Consider the following 16,723-nt stretch of genomic DNA (forward strand, 5'->3'; position numbering starts at 1 on the left):
CCAGCAGCGTAGGATAAGCCGACATCTTCAGTAAGATTTGAAACAGTATGCGGACATCCACACCCTGCGGACGTCCGCGCACCGGACTATCAGGCCTCGAGCAACGCGCGCAACATCCACGCGGTCTTCTCATGCACCTGCATGCGCTGGGTCAGCAAGTCGGCCGTCGGCTCGTCGCTGACCTTGTCCAACAGCGGGAAGATGCCGCGAGCGGTGCGAGTGACCGCTTCCTGGCCGTCGACCAACTGCTTGATCATGTCCTCGGCACTTGGCACCCCGACTTCTTCTTTAATAGAGGAGAGACGCGCGTAAGTCGCGTAGGCACCCGGCGCAGGAAAACCCAGAGCGCGGATACGCTCGGCGATCAGATCCACCGCCAGCGCCAGCTCGTTGTATTGCTCTTCGAACATCAGATGCAGGGTCCTGAACATGGGACCTGTGACGTTCCAGTGGAAGTTATGGGTTTTCAGATACAGCACGTAGGTGTCCGACAGCAGCCGCGACAGCCCCTCGACGATGGACTTGCGATCTTCTTCACTGATACCGATATCGATTGCCATGTTTACCCCCTAAGGCGATTGAATTCATCCAACAGGTGCAGACCCACTCTAGCAAGGCAGCCGCCACCTCGCAGCCGACAATCTTCACTCGCCATGCGACAAATCGACCGGGCACGTGCCGCTGGCCGGGGTAATTTGAGTAGCTGCAGGCTTTGCTGTTAAATAGGCAGTGTGTCGCTACGCCCCATTTTTCGGGGGTGTCGCGCATAGGCTGATGCCGGGCACGTGTCCAACGCCTCTTTATTGTTCCGAAGCGAACCGTGCGCCTTCAGCTCTTCCTTGTGAGCCGTCATAACGTGAGCCAATCAAAATGTTGAAAATCGTCCACCTGCTAATGGGCGCAGCGGCCTTGCTGCTGTCGTTCATACCTAGCTTGAAATCCGAAGCCGTTCCTTACCTGCAACAACCCGATGCACTTTACCTGGCCTTTTTCGGCCTGCTGAATCTGGTCATCGCTCCAGTGATTCCTTACTGGAACAAAGGCCCGCGCCAGCATCTGCAAAATCTGGTCAGCGCTCTTCTCGTGCTGACTGTCGTCCTGCAAACCCTGACCCTGATCGCACCGATGCCTGTCATCGCCGGTCAACCGGCGGTGTTGTTCAGCCTGGTGATCGCTCTGGTTGCCGTGGTCCTGCATCTGACCATCAGCTTCTACAAGTCTTCACCGGCCGCCGCACCGACTACCTATGACATGAGCAACCGCGATACCGGTACCGTCAAGTGGTTCAACACCTCCAAAGGCTTCGGCTTTATCTCCCGGGATTCCGGCGATGATATTTTCGTGCACTTTCGTGCAATCCGTGGCGAAGGCCACCGCGTACTGGTCGAAGGCCAGCGCGTTGAGTTCTCGGTGATGAACCGGGATAAAGGCCTGCAAGCCGAGGACGTGATCGCCGCCCTGCCGCGTCGCTGATCCAAGGCAATAAAAAACCGCGAACAGCCAGGCTGCTCGCGGTTTTTTTACGCCTGCATAAAGGTGTTGGCATCAGTAATGCGGTGGTGGCGCCTCTTCCTCGAAAGAATCGAACTGCCCGACCATCTCCTCCTGACGCTTGAGCAACGCCGCCATTTGCAACTGCAGGCGCTCGATCACCCGCTGCTGCGCCACCAGTTCGTCGTTCAACGCCTGAATGGTGTCATCCTGAAAAGCCAGACGGCTTTCCAGATCGGTGACGCGTTCTTCAAGGTTCATGGTTCAACCCTCCAGAAACGTGAAGTGTTCGGTCAGCACCAGACGCAGCCGCTCACGAATGCTCGCGACCTGCTCGGCGCTGTAGGGTTTGGCCGGGTGTTTGCCCCAGACCGGCGCCGGCCATGCCGCGTCGTCACGCTTGCGCACGATCACATGCATATGCAACTGGCTGACAACGTTGCCCAGCGTCGCGACGTTCAGCTTGTCGGCATCGAACAAGTCCTTGAGCAACTCGGCCAGCGCCGTGGTTTCCTGCCACAACTGCTGCTGGTCGGCGACATCCAACTGAAACAACTCGCTGATATCGTCGCGACGAGGCACCAGGATGAACCACGGGTAATTGGCGTCGTTGGACAGCAGCAGCCGGCAGAGCGGGAAATCGCCGATGGTCAGGGTGTCCTGTTGAAGTCGTGAATCTAAAGCAAACACTGCGTGCACTCCCGGCTGATCTACACAATTCAGCTTAGCGGCCCTCCAGACAGGCATGGCGCCAAGCGACAGGCAGGCAGCATACCTGCGAATGCGCCGGGCTTCACGATGAGCGTGCCAGGACAGACATTGCTCAACGCTCCTGCATGCGACATTTTCGGGCGGCACGCACCATGACGGAACCGACTGCGCGGTGCAGCACAATGAAATGACCAGAAAAGCCCAAAGCGTTCATCCCCTGCTCCCGCTCAAACTGTATGAATCCGGAACAACTGGAAAAATTTTTGCACCAAAACCGCACAGCGCGTCTACGCTCAGTGCGTCGGGCATCCGCCGAATACTCACCGGCGGGGTGAACCGGTAACGTTTTTCGTTGTCCCGCGCACGAACCTGCTCGACAACACCAAGCAAGGGATGGCGTCAAGCCCTGATAAAGAAGGGCTTGAGGCCCAGTATTTATGAGGTTTTTACAGCGAGTGACGAGTGTTCAGAAAAATAACCGCATAGAGAAAGCGGTTTGTGCACGCTTGTTGCATTCGTACCCATATGGACTATAAGCGCACCACGGGAAGTGGGAGCCTTAGGCCCAACAAAAACAGTGGCAGGGTTGCCCGATGGAGATTCAAGTGTTTTGCCAGGGACTCTTTTTTAGCGATGCAAAAGGCTAGAAAAACAGCGAGAAAGTTGTCGATCCGATTGCATCGGTACTGTGAATTTGCGACATCTACAAAGCCATCTGCGACAGCGTCGTAAAGAAGGTGAAAGGTTGGATTAGCAAGTATCGCCAACATTGTCGGCGTGATATAAGTTTGCGCCGACACAAAAAGAAAGAGCCGCCCAGATAATAAAACAGGTGGGACGGCAGTACTCTTCTAAAAACCAAAGGAGCAAATCACGATGCGCGTGATGAAGTGGAGCATGATCGCCCTGGCTGTTGCAGCAGGCACCTCGCAGTTCGCAATGGCATCTTCGCAGGATGACGCCAAAGGGTTCCTGGAAGACCAGAGTCTGAAACTGAAGACTCGTATGGAATACATGAACCGCGATTACAAAAATGGTGCCGGTAACGTTGCAAAGAAAGACGGCACCCCGGGTTTTGAAAGCGGCTATCGCCAGGACACCGGTGTCAGCCAACTGCTGACCTACGAATCGGGCTTCACTCAAGGCACCGTAGGTTTCGGTCTCGATGCCATGGCCATGGGTTCGGTCAAACTGGACGGTGGCTCGGGTCGTCGTGGTAACGGCCTGTTCGCGATTGATAGCGACGGCAACGAAGAGAAATCCCAAGGCAAGATCGGCGGCGCTGTCAAATTCCGCGTTTCCGACACTGTGCTGAAATACGGTCAGCAATTCGTTGCCAGCCCGGTCTTCGCCACTGACGACAGCCGTCTGTTGCCAGAAGTGGCTACCGGTACCTTGATCACTTCCAAAGAGATCAAAGGCCTGGAACTGAGCGCAGGTCGCTTCACCGCCCTGAGCAAGCAAACCGGCATGGGCCGCGACAGCATCGGCGGTCTGCCTGATGAGAACGGCAACGGTGGCAAGGGCCTGACCAGCATCAACATCTTCGGCGCCAGCTATGCTTTCACCGACAACTTCACCGGTGCATTTGCCGCTTCGGATGCCGACCAGTACTTCAAGAAGCAATACATCAATCTGAACTACACCCTGCCTATCGCCGAAGACCAGTCGCTGAACTTCGACTTCAACGGTTATAAAACCGAAGGCGAGAAGCGTGGCAACCTGGTCAGCGCCATTGGCGACGAAACCCCTGACAACGACACCCGTGGCGTAGACAACAAACTGTGGTCCCTGGCAGCAGCCTACAGCCTCGGCGCGCACAAGTTCACCATCGCTCACCAGCGCTCCAGCGGCGACAATGCCTACTACTATGGCGTTGACGGCAACAGCACCATCTTCGTTGCCAACTCCATTCAGATCTCCGACTTCGTGGGCCGTGAAGAACGCTCCTGGCAAGCTCGTTACGACCTGAACATGAAGACTTATGGCGTTCCTGGCCTGAGCTTCATGACCCGCTACGTAAAGGGTGACAACATCAAGACCAACGGTCTGGGTGAAGGTAAAGAAAACGAGTGGAACGCCGAGTCCAAGTACGTGATCCAGGAAGGTCCAGCCAAGGATCTGTCGTTCCGTCTGCGTTACGCCATGTACCGTTCGAACGGCGCGTACAGCGGCTACGCGTCTGACAACAACGACACCCGTCTGATCGTCGAGTACCCACTGAACATCCTCTAATCGGGATATGCAGCTGACGTACTGTAGAGCTTTGCTCTAACAAGAACCGCTCACCTGACTCAGGTGAGCGGTTTTTTTATGAATCAAGTTTGCCCTGCCTTCCTGTTTCTGACCGTACAAACAATAGTAGCTAGCTACTTATTAGCCAACGAACATCTAGATCAGACATAAAAAACCCAAGAGTGCGGACAGCTCTTGGGTTAGTCCACTCATTAACTGACCGCAAGGCCAAGTATCAGTGGTATTACTGAACAGCCGATTCCTGAACTACTCGAATAACCCGCTGTGGAAACGGAATATCAATACCGGCAGTTTTCAAACGGTCACGGGACTGTTCGTTAAACATGAACATCACGTCCCAATAGTCTGCAGTTTTAACCCACACACGCAGGGAAACAGTGATCGAACTGTCACCCAACGTCGAAATGACCGCTTGTGGCGCAGGGTCCTGCAATACGCGCTCATCCTTGGCCAGATCCAGCAGCACCTGACGGGCCTTTTGCAGATCAGCTTCGTAATCCACACCCACGTCAAACACCACTTTGCGGGTTGGTTGACGGTTGGTGTTGGTGATGATGCCGTTCGACAGATTGCCGTTCGGGACGATGATGGTCTTGTTGTCACCGGTACGCAGCACGGTGTGGAAAATCTGGATGCTGTCGACCGTACCCGCCACACCTTGCGCTTCGATCCAGTCACCGATACGGAACGGACGGAACAGCAGAATCAACACGCCGCCGGCGAAATTCGCCAGGCTGCCCTGCAACGCCAGACCGATGGCCAGGCCGGCAGCACCAATCGCGGCCACGAACGAGGTGGTTTCCACGCCGATCATCGAGGCCACGCTGACGATCAGCAGCACCTTGAGAATGATGTTCGCCAGACTGCTGATGAAGCCTTGCAGCGCCAGGTCGGCATTACGCAGGGCCAGCAGACCGCCGAGTTTTTGCGTGACCTTGTTGATCAGCCACCAGCCAATGGCCAGGGTAATCACCGCCAGCAGCACGCGGCTGCCGTATTCCATGATCATCGGAATCCACGCCTGGGACGCCTTGACCAGGTTGTCTACCTCAGCATTCAAATCCATCTTCCATCTCCTGATTTCCGGCCATTCGGCACGCGAAAGATAAGCGGCAGAAACCCGCCGGGGTGCACATAAATCAAATGTGGGAGCGAGCCTGCTCGCGAAGGCGGTGTGTCATTCAGCCAGGAGGTTGACTGACACGCCGCCTTCGCGAGCAGGCTCGCTCCCACAAATCTTCTGACCGGACTTAGTCGCGGAAGTTGTTGAACTGCAGTGGCATGCCGAATTCCTTGGCGCGCAGAGCCGCGATGGCTTCCTGCAGGTCATCGCGCTTCTTGCCGGTCACCCGCACCTGCTCGCCCTGGATGGCGGCCTGCACCTTGAGCTTGGCATCCTTGATGTGAGCGACGATTTTCTTCGCCAGCTCCTTGTCGATGCCTTCTTTGAGAATGGCGTCCTGCTTCATCAGCTTGCCCGAGGCGTAAGCATCTTTGACTTCAAGGCACTGCACATCAATCTTGCGCTTGGTCAGAGCCAGCTTGAGGATCTCGATCATCGCTTCCAGCTGGAACCCGGCTTCAGCGGTCAGATTGACGGTCAGGTCCTTTTCCTTGAACTCGAAGCTGCCTTTGCCTTTCAGGTCATAGCGACGATCAAGTTCCTTCACGGCGTTCTCGACCGCGTTGGTCAGCTCGTGTTTGTCCAGTTCGGATACCACGTCGAACGACGGCATGTAATCTCTCCAATAAAAAGGCGCGCTCGATCAGGAGGGAGCGCGCTTGGCTTGCGGTTAAAATCCGGCTCATTATAACGAGTCTTTTCCCACCGATACGGCGAGCCTTGCATGCCATTACCTTACCGAGTGAAAAACTGATGTCCACCCCCTGGCACGTTCTCGGCGCCGGCAGCCTCGGCACTCTGTGGGCCACGCGTCTGGCGCGGGCCGGGCTGCCGGTGCGGCTGATCGTGCGTGATGCCGAGCGTTTGCGCAGTTATCAGGCGGCCGGCGGCCTGACGCTGGTCGAACACGGCGCAGCCACGACCTATGCCGTCCCTGCGCAAACGGCGGACGACCCGGAGCCGATCCGCCGCCTGCTGGTCGCCTGCAAAGCCTATGACGCCGAAAGCGCCGTCGCCCGCCTCGCCCCGCGCCTGAGCGCAGATGCCGAGCTGATCCTGCTGCAGAACGGTCTCGGCAGTCAGGACGCGGTCGCAGCGCAGGTACCGCAGGCACGCTGCATCAGCGCCTCCAGCACCGAAGGCGCGTTCCGCGACGGCGACTGGCGCGTGGTGTTTGCCGGCCATGGTTTTACCTGGCTGGGCGATGCCAGCCATCCGGTAGCGCCAATCTGGCTGGACGATCTGGACGCAGCAAAAATACCCCACGAATGGAGCACTGACATCCTCACCCGGCTGTGGCGCAAACTGGCGCTCAATTGCGCGATCAATCCGCTGACCGTGCTCCATGATTGCCGTAACGGCGGGCTGGAGCAGCATCAATGCGAAGTCGCCACGCTGTGCAGCGAGCTGGCCGAATTGCTGGAGCGTTGCGGTCAACCGGCAGCCGCAGTCAATCTGCAACAGGAAGTCGAGCGAGTGATCCACGCCACAGCGGCCAACTACTCGTCGATGTATCAGGACGTGGCCAACCAGCGCCGCACCGAAATCAGTTACCTGCTGGGCCACGCCTGCAAAGTCGCCACCCGTCACCAGTTGAACCTGCCACACCTCAATCAATTGCAGCAGCGTCTGATCGCTCATCTGCACAGCCTTGGATTGCCCAGCGACTGAGCAGCGGCTACGCTGGCCACTTGTTCCTTTGCTGCGATAAACCTGATGCCATTGCGCCAGCGCCTTGAAAACCTGCCGGTCGGCCAGAAACTGCTGGCCGCCCTGCTGGTGTTGTTGACCACCGTCCTGCTGGTCGCCAACCTGACCTTTATCAGCGCCGCCTATTACATCTCCCAGGAAAGCATGGCGCCGCAAGCTTTGCAGACCATCGGCCGGCTGATCTCCAACCCGAGCCTGGTCGCACAAGCCCTCGAGTCGCCCCAGAGCGCCGAACGCCTGCTCAAGGAACTCGACAGCTATTCGCCACTGCGCGCCGCCGCGTTGTATGACGGCAAGGGTGACCGCATCGCCCAGGTGCAACGTGGCGACAAGCTCAATCTGCCGGAACGCTATCGACACGTCGAAGCCTGGCAGCTCACCGAGTTTCGCAGCAATCAGTTGATCACCCTGCCCCGCCCCGGCACCGCGCCCGGGCACTTGCTGCTGGTCGCCAGCAGTGAACTGCCGATGGCGTTCTACACCGGTACCCTGACTGCCAGTCTCGGCATCCTGATTTTCAGTGTGCTGCTGTGGCTGGTGATTGCGCGGCAGATCAAACGCCTGATCACTCGGCCGATCCATGAACTGGAAGAGCTCTCGCGTCAGGTCACCCGTGAAGAGAACTATGCCCTGCGCGCCTCACGCGGCAACCACGATGAAATCGGCAGCCTCGCCGAGGCGTTCAACACCATGCTCTCGCGCATCGAAGCCCGCGAGCAGCAACTCAAGCGCGCCCGCGATGACTCGCAGGCCGCTTACGATCAGGCTCAGGGGCTGGCCGAGGAAACCCGCCACACCAACCGCAAGCTGGAACTGGAAGTCCAGGTGCGCAGCAAGATCGAGAAGAAGCTCACCGGCTTCCAGAACTACCTCAACAGCATCATCGACTCCATGCCCTCAGCGCTGATCGCCCTCGACGAGCAGCTCTACGTGACCCAGTGGAACCAGGAGGCCAGCGCCCTCTCCGGCACGCGCCTGGATGAAGCGCTGAACCAGCCGATCTTCCTCGCCTTCGAACCGCTCAAGCCGTTTCTGCCGCAACTCAAGCAGACCGTGGAAGAGCACACGGTTGCGAAAATCGAACGGGTGACCTGGTTCAAGGATGACGAACCCAAGCATTACGCCCTGACCTTCTACCCGCTGATGGGCGGCGCCGGGCGCGGTGTGGTGATTCGTATCGACGACATCACCCAGCGCCTGTCGCTGGAAGAAATGATGGTGCAGTCGGAGAAGATGCTCTCGGTCGGTGGCCTCGCCGCCGGCATGGCCCATGAGATCAACAACCCGCTGGGCGCGATCCTGCACAACGTGCAGAACATTCGCCGGCGGCTGTCGGCGGATCTGCCGAAGAACCTCGAAACCGCCGAACAGCTCGGCATCGAGCTGGACACGGTCAACCGTTACCTGCAAAGCCGCGAAGTACCGAAATTGCTCGACGGCATCCAGCAGGCCGGCGCCCGCGCGGCAAAAATCGTCACGCACATGCTCAGTTTCAGCCGCCGCAGCACCCGGCAAATGGCCCCGTGCGATCTGCCGGCGTTGATCGATCAGGCGGTGGAAATTGCCGGCAACGACTTCGATCTGGCGATCGGTTTCGACTTCAAGGGCCAGGCGATCATCCGCCAGTTCGACCCGGCGCTCGGCCCGGTTCCGGGCACCGCCAACGAACTGGAACAAGTGCTGCTCAACCTGCTGAAAAACGCCGCGCAAGCCATTCACCAGCGCGAAGACGACAGCGAGCCGGGGCGGATCATTTTGCGCACCAAACTGAACCCGCCATGGGCCGAGATCCAGGTCGAGGACAACGGCATCGGCATGAGCGAAAACGTGCGTAAACGCACCTTCGAGCCGTTCTTCACCACCAAGGAAATCGGCCAGGGCACAGGGCTGGGGCTGTCGGTGTCGTACTTCATCATCACCAACAACCACAAAGGCCAGATGGAAGTGCAATCGGCGCCGGGCCAGGGCACCTGCTTCACGTTGCGCCTGCCACTGACCCAACCGGCGGCCATCGCCGCCGAAACCAATCAACTACCGAGGTAACCCATGGGCTTTCGCTTGTCGAAGATCTACACCCGCACCGGCGACACCGGCGAAACCGGCCTGGGCGATGGCCGCCGCGTCCCCAAGGATCACCCGCGGATCGAAGCGATTGGCGAAGTCGATACGCTGAACAGTCAGGTCGGCGTGCTGCTGGCCGGGCTGATCGCCGAGCGCGAGGCGTTCCCGGGATTGAATGAACTGATCGACGTGCTCGCCCCCTGTCAGCATCGGTTGTTTGACCTCGGCGGAGAGCTGGCGATGCCGGAATATCAGGCGCTGAACACGGCAGAAATCGAGCGCCTGGAAGCGGCGATTGATGTATGGAACGAGGAATTGGGGCCGCTGGAGAATTTCATTCTGCCGGGTGGTTCGATGCTGATTGCCCAGGCTCACGTTTGCCGCAGTCTGGCGCGCAGTGCCGAGCGCCGTTGTCAGCACTTGAACGCGATCGAGCCGTTGGCCGGGGTTGGTTTGGCGTATATCAATCGGCTGTCGGATCTGTTGTTCGTGGCCGCAAGGTTGATTGCGCGGCGGCAGGGGATTGCGGAGATTTTGTGGCAACCGGCGGCGAAACCTTCAGATATCTAGCGCCTGTAAGGACGCCTTCGCGAGCAAGCCCGCTCCCACAGTTGATTGCATTCATCCAGTTGGAATGCAGTCAAATGTGGGAGCGGGCTTGCTCGCGAAGAGGCCATCAGCCTCACAACATAATCAAGCTTCTGGCCAGAACGCGCGAATCCCCGCCACACCCTGCGCGCCAACACCCCAGGCCCTCTCACGTTCCGCCGGGCCAACCCCACCCAACAGAAACACCGGTTTGCTGAAGCCCTCGATCAACGTCGAAGCCTGCTCCCAGCCCAACGGCTGCGCATCCGGATGGGTCAAGGTTGGTTGAACCGGCGACAAGGTGACGAAATCCACACCCATCTGCTCAGCCAGCGCCAGCTCTTCGGCGTTATGGCACGAAGCGGCCAACCAGCGCTCAGTTGGCAGCGGCCGCCCTGCTGCGGCGTATTTGCGCAGTTGCGCGGCGGTGATGTGCCAACCGGCCGACGGGAAATCGCCGAGCCATTCGAACGGCCCCTTGATCATCAACTGCGCCTTGCCGGCACACAGACCGGCTGCATCCACCGCCAGATCGCGGTATTTGGGGTCATAGCCGTTCGGCGCGCGCAACTGGATCAGTTTGATCCCGCCGGCAATCGCCTTCTGAATGCCGCGCAGCAAGGCCGGGGCTTCCAGATCGTCCGGCGTGATCAGGTATTCGCCGGGCAGGCGCGCCGCGGCCACGATCGACTGATTGGCCGCCGGGAACTCGTAGTTCAGCAGATCCTTGGCGGTCACCCAGGCCAGTGGCTGACCTTCGGCACCGTGTGGCTCACCGGTGAACTGAGACACTTCCCAGACATCCAGCAACACCTGCTTGTCCGGGTAATCGTGGCGCACCTTGATCAGTGGACGAGCGGCGCCAACGACAATGCCCAGCTCTTCCTGCAGCTCGCGAGCCAGTGCGCTTTCGACCGACTCGTCAGCCTCGACCTTGCCGCCGGGAAATTCCCACAAGCCGCCCTGATGCTGGGTGTCGGCACGACGGGCGATGAGGATTTTGCTGCTGTCGTCACGAATGACGGCAGCCGCGACATGTACGCGTTTCACGGATTCAACTCCTCCAGTCCAGCCTTTTGCCACGCCTTGAAGGCGGGCCATTGGTAGACGGTTTCAACATAGGCTTCATCGACCGTCGGCAACTGCACCTGGTAAGTCCGCAGGCGCACGGCAATCGGGGCGAAGAACGCGTCAGCCAGGCTCACCCGGCCAAACAGATACGGCCCAGGCTCCGTGGCGGCAGCACGGCATTCAGCCCACAGCGCGAGCATGCGTTCGATATCGACCCTCACCTCTGGCGGCACCGGGTTGAGCGGTGCGTCGTGGCTCAGGTTGAACGGCATGTGATTGCGCATGGCGAAAAAGCCACTGTGCATCTGCGCACACGCAGAACGGGCCTGAGCACGAGCGTAAACATCGCTCGGCCAGAGCTGTTCGGACGGGAACTGCTCGGCCAGGTATTCGGCGATCGCCAAAGAGTCGGCGATGGTGCCACGAGAGGTTTGCAGCAATGGCACCTTGGCGGTCGGCGAATGCTTGAGCAGCTTCTCGCGGGTGTCGGGCTTGCCGAGCCTGATCAGTTCTTCGCTGTAGGGAGCGCCGGTCAGCTCCAGCGACAGAGCGGCGCGCAGGGACCAGGAGGAAAGCAGTTTGTCGCCGATGATCAGGTGTAGGGACATGGTGTGGCGCCTTTTCGTCAGTGGAAAGCTTCAAGACTTAGAGTGACTGGACCGACGCTTTCGCGGGCAAGCCCGCTCCCACAGTAGTTTCGGTCGTGCACAAATCTCGTGTACACCACAGAACCCTGTGGGAGCGGGCTTGCCCGCGAAGAGGCCGGCAGCCCACCCTCACCCTTTGGATCAGGTGCGGTACTCGGCGTTGATCTTCACGTATTCATGCGACAGGTCGGTGGTCCAGATGGTTTCGCTGCAATCGCCGCGACCCAGTTCGATGCGGATGGTGATCTCTTCCTGCTGCATCACCGCCGAACCCTGTGCCTCAGTGTAGGTCGCTGCGCGTGCGCCACGGCTGGCGATGCACACGTCGCCGAGGAACACGTCGATCTTGCTCACATCCAGATCCGGCACGCCGGCACGGCCGACAGCCGCCAGAATACGGCCCCAGTTCGGGTCGGAGGCGAACAGCGCGGTCTTGATCAGCGGCGAGTGGGCCACGGTATAACCGACGTCGAGGCATTCCTGATGATTGCCGCCGCCGTTGACTTCAACAGTCACGAACTTGGTCGCGCCTTCGCCGTCACGCACGATGGCCTGGGCCACGTCCATGCACACTTCGAACACAGCCTGTTTCAGCTTGTTGAACAGCTCGCCTTCGGCGCGAGTGATTTCCGGCAGTGCAGCCTTGCCGGTGGCAATCAGCATGCAGCAGTCGTTGGTCGAAGTGTCGCCGTCGATGGTGATGCGGTTGAACGACTTGTTCGCGCCGTCGAGCATCAGGTTGTGCAGTACGTCGCGGGAGACTTTGGCATCGGTGGCGATGTAGCCGAGCATGGTCGCCATGTTCGGGCGAATCATGCCTGCACCTTTGCTGATGCCGGTGACAGTAATGGTCACGCCATCATGCTCGAACTGGCGGCTGGCACCCTTGGGCAGGGTGTCGGTGGTCATGATGCCAGTGGCGGCAGCTTCCCAGTTGTTTTCCGACAGATCATCCAGTGCGGCCTGCAGCGCGCCTTCGATCTTCTCGACCGGCAGCGGCTCACCGATCACGCCGGTGGAGTACGGCAGGATCTGGCTGGCATCGACACCTGTCAGCTCGGCCAGTTTGGCGGTGGTGCGCTCGGCAGCCGCCAGACCCGGCTCACCGGTACCGGCGTTGGCATTGCCGGTGTTGGTCAGCAGGTAACGCACGTCGTTGTGCACGCGTTTTTTCGCCAGGATTACTGGCGCGGCGCAAAAGGCGTTCAACGTGAACACACCGGCCACGGTCGAACCTTCGGCGCAGCGCATCACTACCACATCCTTGCGCCCCGGGCGCTTGATGCCGGCCGAGGCAATACCGAGTTCAAAACCGGCAACCGGGTGCAACGTTGGCAAAGGACCAAGACCAACAGCCATGAATGCGCTCCTTACTCAATGATGTCAGCACCGCTCACAGCGATGGCGGTGGTGTAAATGGCAAAACGCCGCGACGGCAGGAGCCGGTCGCGGCGCGGGTATTTCAGCGATTGAAACGGGGGTTACTGGATCTGCCCGTGGCAATGCTTGAATTTCTTGCCCGAACCGCAGTAGCACAGTTCGTTGCGACCCAGCTTCTGCTCGTTGCGCACCGGCGCGGTGGCGAGGGCGACATCGACCTCTTCACCCAATACTTCCGGCTGCTCCAGACCAGGGGCCTCGGCGTGTTCGAACTGCATGCGCGCGGCCAGTGCTTCGGCTTCCTCACGCAGGCGTTGCTCTTCGGCTTCCGGATCTTCGCGGCGCACCTGAACGTGCGACAGCACACGAATCGAGTCGCGCTTGATCGAATCCAGCAGCTCGGAGAACAGCGTGAACGACTCGCGCTTGTATTCCTGCTTCGGGTTCTTCTGGGCGTAGCCACGCAGGTGGATGCCGTGACGCAGGTGATCCATGGTCGACAGGTGATCTTTCCACAGGTCGTCCAGCACGCGCAGAACGATTTGTTTCTCGAACGAACGCAGTGCTTCCGCACCGGCCTGATCTTCTTTCTCGTTGTACGCCGCCATCAGCTCGACCATCAGCTTCTCGCGCAGGGTCTCTTCGTACAGGTGATCGTCTTCGTCGAGCCATTGCTGGATCGGCAGTTTCACCCCGAAGTCGCTGGCAATCGACGCTTCCAGACCGGCCACGTCCCACTGCTCTGGCAGCGATTGCGGTGGAATGTGCGCGCTGACGGTGGCGTTGAGCACGTCCTGACGGAAATCGGCGATGGTTTCACCGATGTTGTCGGCGGCCAGCAACGTGTTACGCATGTGATAGATCACTTTACGCTGTTCGTTGTTGACGTCGTCGAACTCGAGCAGTTGTTTACGGATGTCGAAGTTGCGACCTTCCACCTTGCGCTGCGCCTTCTCGATCGCGTTGGTCACCATGCGGTGCTCGATCGCTTCGCCCGGCTGCATGCCCAGGGCTTTCATGAAGTTCTTCACCCGGTCAGAGGCGAAGATGCGCATCAGGCTGTCTTCCAGCGACAGGTAGAAGCGGCTGGAACCGGCATCACCCTGACGCCCGGCACGGCCACGCAACTGGTTGTCGATACGACGGGATTCGTGACGCTCGGAGGCGATCACCTGCAGACCGCCGGACTCCAGCACCTGCTGATGACGCTTCTGCCAGTCGGCCTTGATCTGGGCGATCTGCTCGGGGCTCGGGTTTTCCAGCGCCGCGACTTCCACTTCCCAGTTACCGCCCAGCAGGATGTCGGTACCACGACCGGCCATGTTGGTGGCGATGGTCAGGGCGCCCGGACGACCGGCTTGCGCGATGATCTCGGCTTCTTTTTCGTGGAACTTGGCGTTCAGCACCTTGTGTTCGATGCCTTCCTTGTTGAGCAGGTTGGACACATGCTCGGAAGTTTCGATGGTCGCGGTGCCCACCAGGATCGGACGGCCCTGGGCCATGCCTTCCTTGATGTCATTGATGATCGCCGCGTATTTCTCTTCGGCGGTCAGGAACACCAGGTCGTTGAAATCTTTACGCGCCAACGGCTTGTTCGGCGGAATCACCATGACCTGCAAGCCATAGATCTGGTGGAATTCGAACGCTTCGGTGTCGGCGGTACCGGTCATGCCGGACAGCTTGGTGTACAGACGGAAGTAGTTCTGGAACGTGGTCGAAGCCAGGGTCTGGCTCTCGGCCTGAATGTTCAGACCTTCCTTGGCTTCGATGGCCTGGTGCAGGCCTTCGGACAGACGACGACCCGGCATGGTACGACCGGTGTGTTCGTCGACCAGTACGACCTGACCGTCCTGCACGATGTATTCGACGTTGCGGTGGAACAGCTTGTGCGCACGCAGACCCGAGTAGACGTGGGTCAGCAGGCCCAGGTTATGCGCCGAGTAAAGGCTCTCACCTTCGGCCAGCAAGCCGACGCCGGTGAGCATTTCTTCGATGTACTGGTGACCGGCTTCGTTGAGTTCGACCTGACGGGTCTTCTCGTCGATGGTGTAGTGACCGGCCTTGGTGACCTGGCCTTCGACTTCTTCGACGTGCAGTTCCAGCTGCGGGATCAGCTTGTTGATCTCCATGTACAGCTTGGAACTGTCCTCGGCCTGACCGGAAATGATCAGCGGGGTACGGGCTTCGTCGATGAGGATGGAGTCGACTTCGTCGATCACGGCAAAATTGAGTTCGCGCTGGAATTTCTCTTCCATGCTGAACGCCATGTTGTCGCGCAGGTAGTCGAACCCGAATTCGTTGTTGGTACCGTAGGTGATGTCGGCAGCGTAGGCGGCGCGCTTCTCTTCCGGCGGCTGGAACGGCGTCACGACGCCGACGGTCAGGCCGAGGAATTCATACAGCGGGCGCATCCAGTTGGCGTCACGGCGGGCCAGGTAGTCGTTCACGGTCACAACGTGCACGCCCTTGCCGGACAGCGCGTTGAGGTAAACGCCCAGGGTTGCCACGAGGGTTTTACCCTCACCGGTACGCATTTCGGCAATCATGCCTTCATGCAGGGTCATGCCGCCGATCAACTGGACGTCGAAGTGGCGCATGCCCATGACGCGCTTGCCGGCTTCACGGGCGACCGCGAAGGCTTCAGGCAACAGCTTGTCGAGGGATTCCCCTTTGGCGATACGGGCCTTGAACTCATTGGTCTTGGCGCGCAATTGATCGTCCGAAAGGGCCACCATTTGCTCTTCGAAGGCATTGACGAGCTGCACCGTCTTGAGCATGCGTTTGACTTCACGCTCGTTCTTGCTTCCAAAAAGTTTCTTTAACAAAGGCGCAAACATATCGGCAGGATCTTCCACACTAAAGGGATGGAGGGCGGCCCCGTGAGTCGCCCGTGCAGCCCTCATGGCCGCATGCGAACGAGCATTCTACCCGGAAACGGTGGTGAGGAAAGTGGCGATATTCCACGATGCTGGCACTGCGCTTTGACGGGGCTCACTTAAAATAAGGGCGTTTTGCTCAACTTCAACCCATCAAGGCAAGAAGTTAGTTGTTGATTTAATGGGTAAAGCAGGGACAAAAGCAATGGGCGAGTGGTTCCGTTGCTTTCTGCTAACATGGCGCTTCTGTTACTTCAGGTGTTCGATCATGGCATTTCGCCCCCTTACAGCCAGAGCGCCCGCCGTTCTGCTACGCGAAGCCAAGCCGCTCAAAGCCATTCTTGGTCATGCCCAACGCCTCGCTCATCTGCAACGCCTGCTTGAAAGCCAGCTGCAACCTGCCGCCCGCGCACATTGTCATGTGGCCAAGTGGCGTGAAGGCGAACTGTCGCTGGTGGTCACCGACGGCCATTGGGCGACACGCCTGCGCTACCAGCAAAAACGCCTGCAACGGCAACTGCAGCTATTCGAAGAGTTCGCCAACCTGACGCGAATCAAATTCAGCGTGCGACCACCGATCGTCCAGCCTGGGGCTGTCGGGCACACGATGGACCTGTCGAGCAATGCGGCGGCGACCATTCAGTCCACGGCGGACGGGATCAGCGATCCCGCTCTGCGTGCGGCACTTGAGCGCTTGGCGGCACACGCCAAAGACAAATCCTGATCTCAATCCAGAAAACTGCCACTTATCCAATGTGGGAGCGGGCTTGCTCGCGAAGGCGTCCTTTCAGTCAACATTATTGTTAACT

General features: G+C 59.1%; 15 protein-coding genes. 6 read left to right on the forward strand and 9 right to left on the reverse strand.

The features are described from left to right. Positions 1-89: 89 nt before the first annotated feature. The gene (locus CRO59_RS00840) at positions 90-560 is read right to left on the reverse strand and encodes a Dps family protein (RefSeq protein WP_007912745.1); all 471 of its coding nucleotides are present in this window, start codon (positions 558-560) and stop codon (positions 90-92) included. Positions 561-870: 310 nt separating this feature from the next. Between CRO59_RS00840 and CRO59_RS29105 the strand changes: the two genes are divergently transcribed. Beyond that, positions 871-1,473: a cold-shock protein gene (locus tag CRO59_RS29105; RefSeq protein WP_097085957.1), complete on the forward strand. Its 603-nt coding sequence runs from the start codon at positions 871-873 to the stop codon at positions 1,471-1,473. 72 nt (positions 1,474-1,545) lie between these two features. Here the strand turns inward: CRO59_RS29105 and CRO59_RS00850 are convergent, their stop codons facing one another. Then, the gene (locus CRO59_RS00850) at positions 1,546-1,752 is read right to left on the reverse strand and encodes a SlyX family protein (RefSeq protein WP_007962092.1); all 207 of its coding nucleotides are present in this window, start codon (positions 1,750-1,752) and stop codon (positions 1,546-1,548) included. A gap of 3 nt (positions 1,753-1,755) precedes the next feature. Beyond that, positions 1,756-2,181: an HIT domain-containing protein gene (locus tag CRO59_RS00855; protein WP_027612530.1), complete on the reverse strand. Its 426-nt coding sequence runs from the start codon at positions 2,179-2,181 to the stop codon at positions 1,756-1,758. 897 nt (positions 2,182-3,078) lie between these two features. Between CRO59_RS00855 and CRO59_RS00860 the strand changes: the two genes are divergently transcribed. Next, positions 3,079-4,437 (forward strand): OprD family porin, encoded by a 1,359-nt coding sequence (locus CRO59_RS00860; RefSeq protein ID WP_027612529.1) that lies wholly within the window; start codon positions 3,079-3,081, stop codon positions 4,435-4,437. A 244-nt stretch (positions 4,438-4,681) separates the two neighbouring features. Here the strand turns inward: CRO59_RS00860 and CRO59_RS00865 are convergent, their stop codons facing one another. Continuing rightward, on the reverse strand, positions 4,682-5,524 hold the full coding sequence (locus CRO59_RS00865; RefSeq protein ID WP_027612528.1) for a mechanosensitive ion channel family protein: 843 nt from the start codon (positions 5,522-5,524) through the stop codon (positions 4,682-4,684). Positions 5,525-5,708: 184 nt separating this feature from the next. Beyond that, the gene (locus tag CRO59_RS00870) at positions 5,709-6,194 is read right to left on the reverse strand and encodes a YajQ family cyclic di-GMP-binding protein (RefSeq protein ID WP_003227548.1); all 486 of its coding nucleotides are present in this window, start codon (positions 6,192-6,194) and stop codon (positions 5,709-5,711) included. A gap of 140 nt (positions 6,195-6,334) precedes the next feature. On the opposite strand from CRO59_RS00870, the gene CRO59_RS00875 reads away from it, so the two are divergent. The 3 genes from CRO59_RS00875 to CRO59_RS00885 are packed head-to-tail and all read left to right on the forward strand — an operon-like array spanning position 6,335 to position 9,922. Next, the gene (locus tag CRO59_RS00875; RefSeq protein WP_097085958.1) at positions 6,335-7,252 is read left to right on the forward strand and encodes a putative 2-dehydropantoate 2-reductase; all 918 of its coding nucleotides are present in this window, start codon (positions 6,335-6,337) and stop codon (positions 7,250-7,252) included. 45 nt (positions 7,253-7,297) lie between these two features. Continuing rightward, on the forward strand, positions 7,298-9,334 hold the full coding sequence (locus CRO59_RS00880) for a HAMP domain-containing sensor histidine kinase (RefSeq protein WP_007962086.1): 2,037 nt from the start codon (positions 7,298-7,300) through the stop codon (positions 9,332-9,334). A gap of 3 nt (positions 9,335-9,337) precedes the next feature. Continuing rightward, positions 9,338-9,922, forward strand: a complete 585-nt coding sequence (locus tag CRO59_RS00885; RefSeq protein WP_027612526.1) for a cob(I)yrinic acid a,c-diamide adenosyltransferase — start codon at positions 9,338-9,340, stop codon at positions 9,920-9,922. Positions 9,923-10,045: 123 nt separating this feature from the next. Here CRO59_RS00885 and CRO59_RS00890 read toward each other — a convergent pair whose 3' ends face one another. From CRO59_RS00890 to secA, 4 genes are all read right to left on the reverse strand, one after another. Next, positions 10,046-10,990, reverse strand: coding sequence for a Nudix family hydrolase (locus CRO59_RS00890; RefSeq protein WP_097085960.1), 945 nt, complete (start codon positions 10,988-10,990; stop codon positions 10,046-10,048). Beyond that, positions 10,987-11,619, reverse strand: coding sequence for a glutathione S-transferase family protein (locus CRO59_RS00895; RefSeq protein ID WP_097085962.1), 633 nt, complete (start codon positions 11,617-11,619; stop codon positions 10,987-10,989). The genes CRO59_RS00890 and CRO59_RS00895 overlap by 4 nt, the downstream gene beginning before the upstream one ends. Before the next feature lie 180 nt (positions 11,620-11,799). Continuing rightward, positions 11,800-13,017 carry a bifunctional glutamate N-acetyltransferase/amino-acid acetyltransferase ArgJ gene (gene argJ / locus CRO59_RS00900; protein WP_097085964.1) on the reverse strand — a complete coding sequence of 406 codons (1,218 nt, stop codon included), beginning with the start codon at positions 13,015-13,017 and terminating at the stop codon, positions 11,800-11,802. A gap of 122 nt (positions 13,018-13,139) precedes the next feature. Beyond that, the gene (gene secA / locus CRO59_RS00905) at positions 13,140-15,875 is read right to left on the reverse strand and encodes a preprotein translocase subunit SecA (protein WP_027612522.1); all 2,736 of its coding nucleotides are present in this window, start codon (positions 15,873-15,875) and stop codon (positions 13,140-13,142) included. A 307-nt stretch (positions 15,876-16,182) separates the two neighbouring features. Between secA and CRO59_RS00910 the strand changes: the two genes are divergently transcribed. Continuing rightward, positions 16,183-16,638 carry a DUF721 domain-containing protein gene (locus tag CRO59_RS00910; RefSeq protein WP_096795098.1) on the forward strand — a complete coding sequence of 152 codons (456 nt, stop codon included), beginning with the start codon at positions 16,183-16,185 and terminating at the stop codon, positions 16,636-16,638. The last annotated feature ends 85 nt before the right edge of the window (positions 16,639-16,723 follow it).

The sequence above is a fragment of the Pseudomonas sp. LAMO17WK12:I5 genome (genome assembly GCF_900215165.1).
Classification (GTDB): domain Bacteria; phylum Pseudomonadota; class Gammaproteobacteria; order Pseudomonadales; family Pseudomonadaceae; genus Aquipseudomonas; species Aquipseudomonas putida_A.

Excerpts from the sequence above, each read along its gene's own strand:
- CRO59_RS00840 (WP_007912745.1), bottom strand. The coding sequence starts at position 560 with ATGGCAATCGATATCGGTATCAGTGAAGAAGATCGCAAGTCCATCGTC.
- CRO59_RS29105 (WP_097085957.1), top strand. The coding sequence starts at position 871 with ATGTTGAAAATCGTCCACCTGCTAATGGGCGCAGCGGCCTTGCTGCTG.
- CRO59_RS00850 (WP_007962092.1), bottom strand. The coding sequence starts at position 1,752 with ATGAACCTTGAAGAACGCGTCACCGATCTGGAAAGCCGTCTGGCTTTT.
- CRO59_RS00860 (WP_027612529.1), top strand. The coding sequence starts at position 3,079 with ATGCGCGTGATGAAGTGGAGCATGATCGCCCTGGCTGTTGCAGCAGGC.
- CRO59_RS00865 (WP_027612528.1), bottom strand. The coding sequence starts at position 5,524 with ATGGATTTGAATGCTGAGGTAGACAACCTGGTCAAGGCGTCCCAGGCG.
- CRO59_RS00870 (WP_003227548.1), bottom strand. The coding sequence starts at position 6,194 with ATGCCGTCGTTCGACGTGGTATCCGAACTGGACAAACACGAGCTGACC.
- CRO59_RS00875 (WP_097085958.1), top strand. The coding sequence starts at position 6,335 with ATGTCCACCCCCTGGCACGTTCTCGGCGCCGGCAGCCTCGGCACTCTG.
- CRO59_RS00880 (WP_007962086.1), top strand. The coding sequence starts at position 7,298 with ATGCCATTGCGCCAGCGCCTTGAAAACCTGCCGGTCGGCCAGAAACTG.
- CRO59_RS00885 (WP_027612526.1), top strand. The coding sequence starts at position 9,338 with ATGGGCTTTCGCTTGTCGAAGATCTACACCCGCACCGGCGACACCGGC.
- CRO59_RS00895 (WP_097085962.1), bottom strand. The coding sequence starts at position 11,619 with ATGTCCCTACACCTGATCATCGGCGACAAACTGCTTTCCTCCTGGTCC.
- argJ (WP_097085964.1), bottom strand. The coding sequence starts at position 13,017 with ATGGCTGTTGGTCTTGGTCCTTTGCCAACGTTGCACCCGGTTGCCGGT.
- secA (WP_027612522.1), bottom strand. The coding sequence starts at position 15,875 with ATGTTTGCGCCTTTGTTAAAGAAACTTTTTGGAAGCAAGAACGAGCGT.
- CRO59_RS00910 (WP_096795098.1), top strand. The coding sequence starts at position 16,183 with ATGGCATTTCGCCCCCTTACAGCCAGAGCGCCCGCCGTTCTGCTACGC.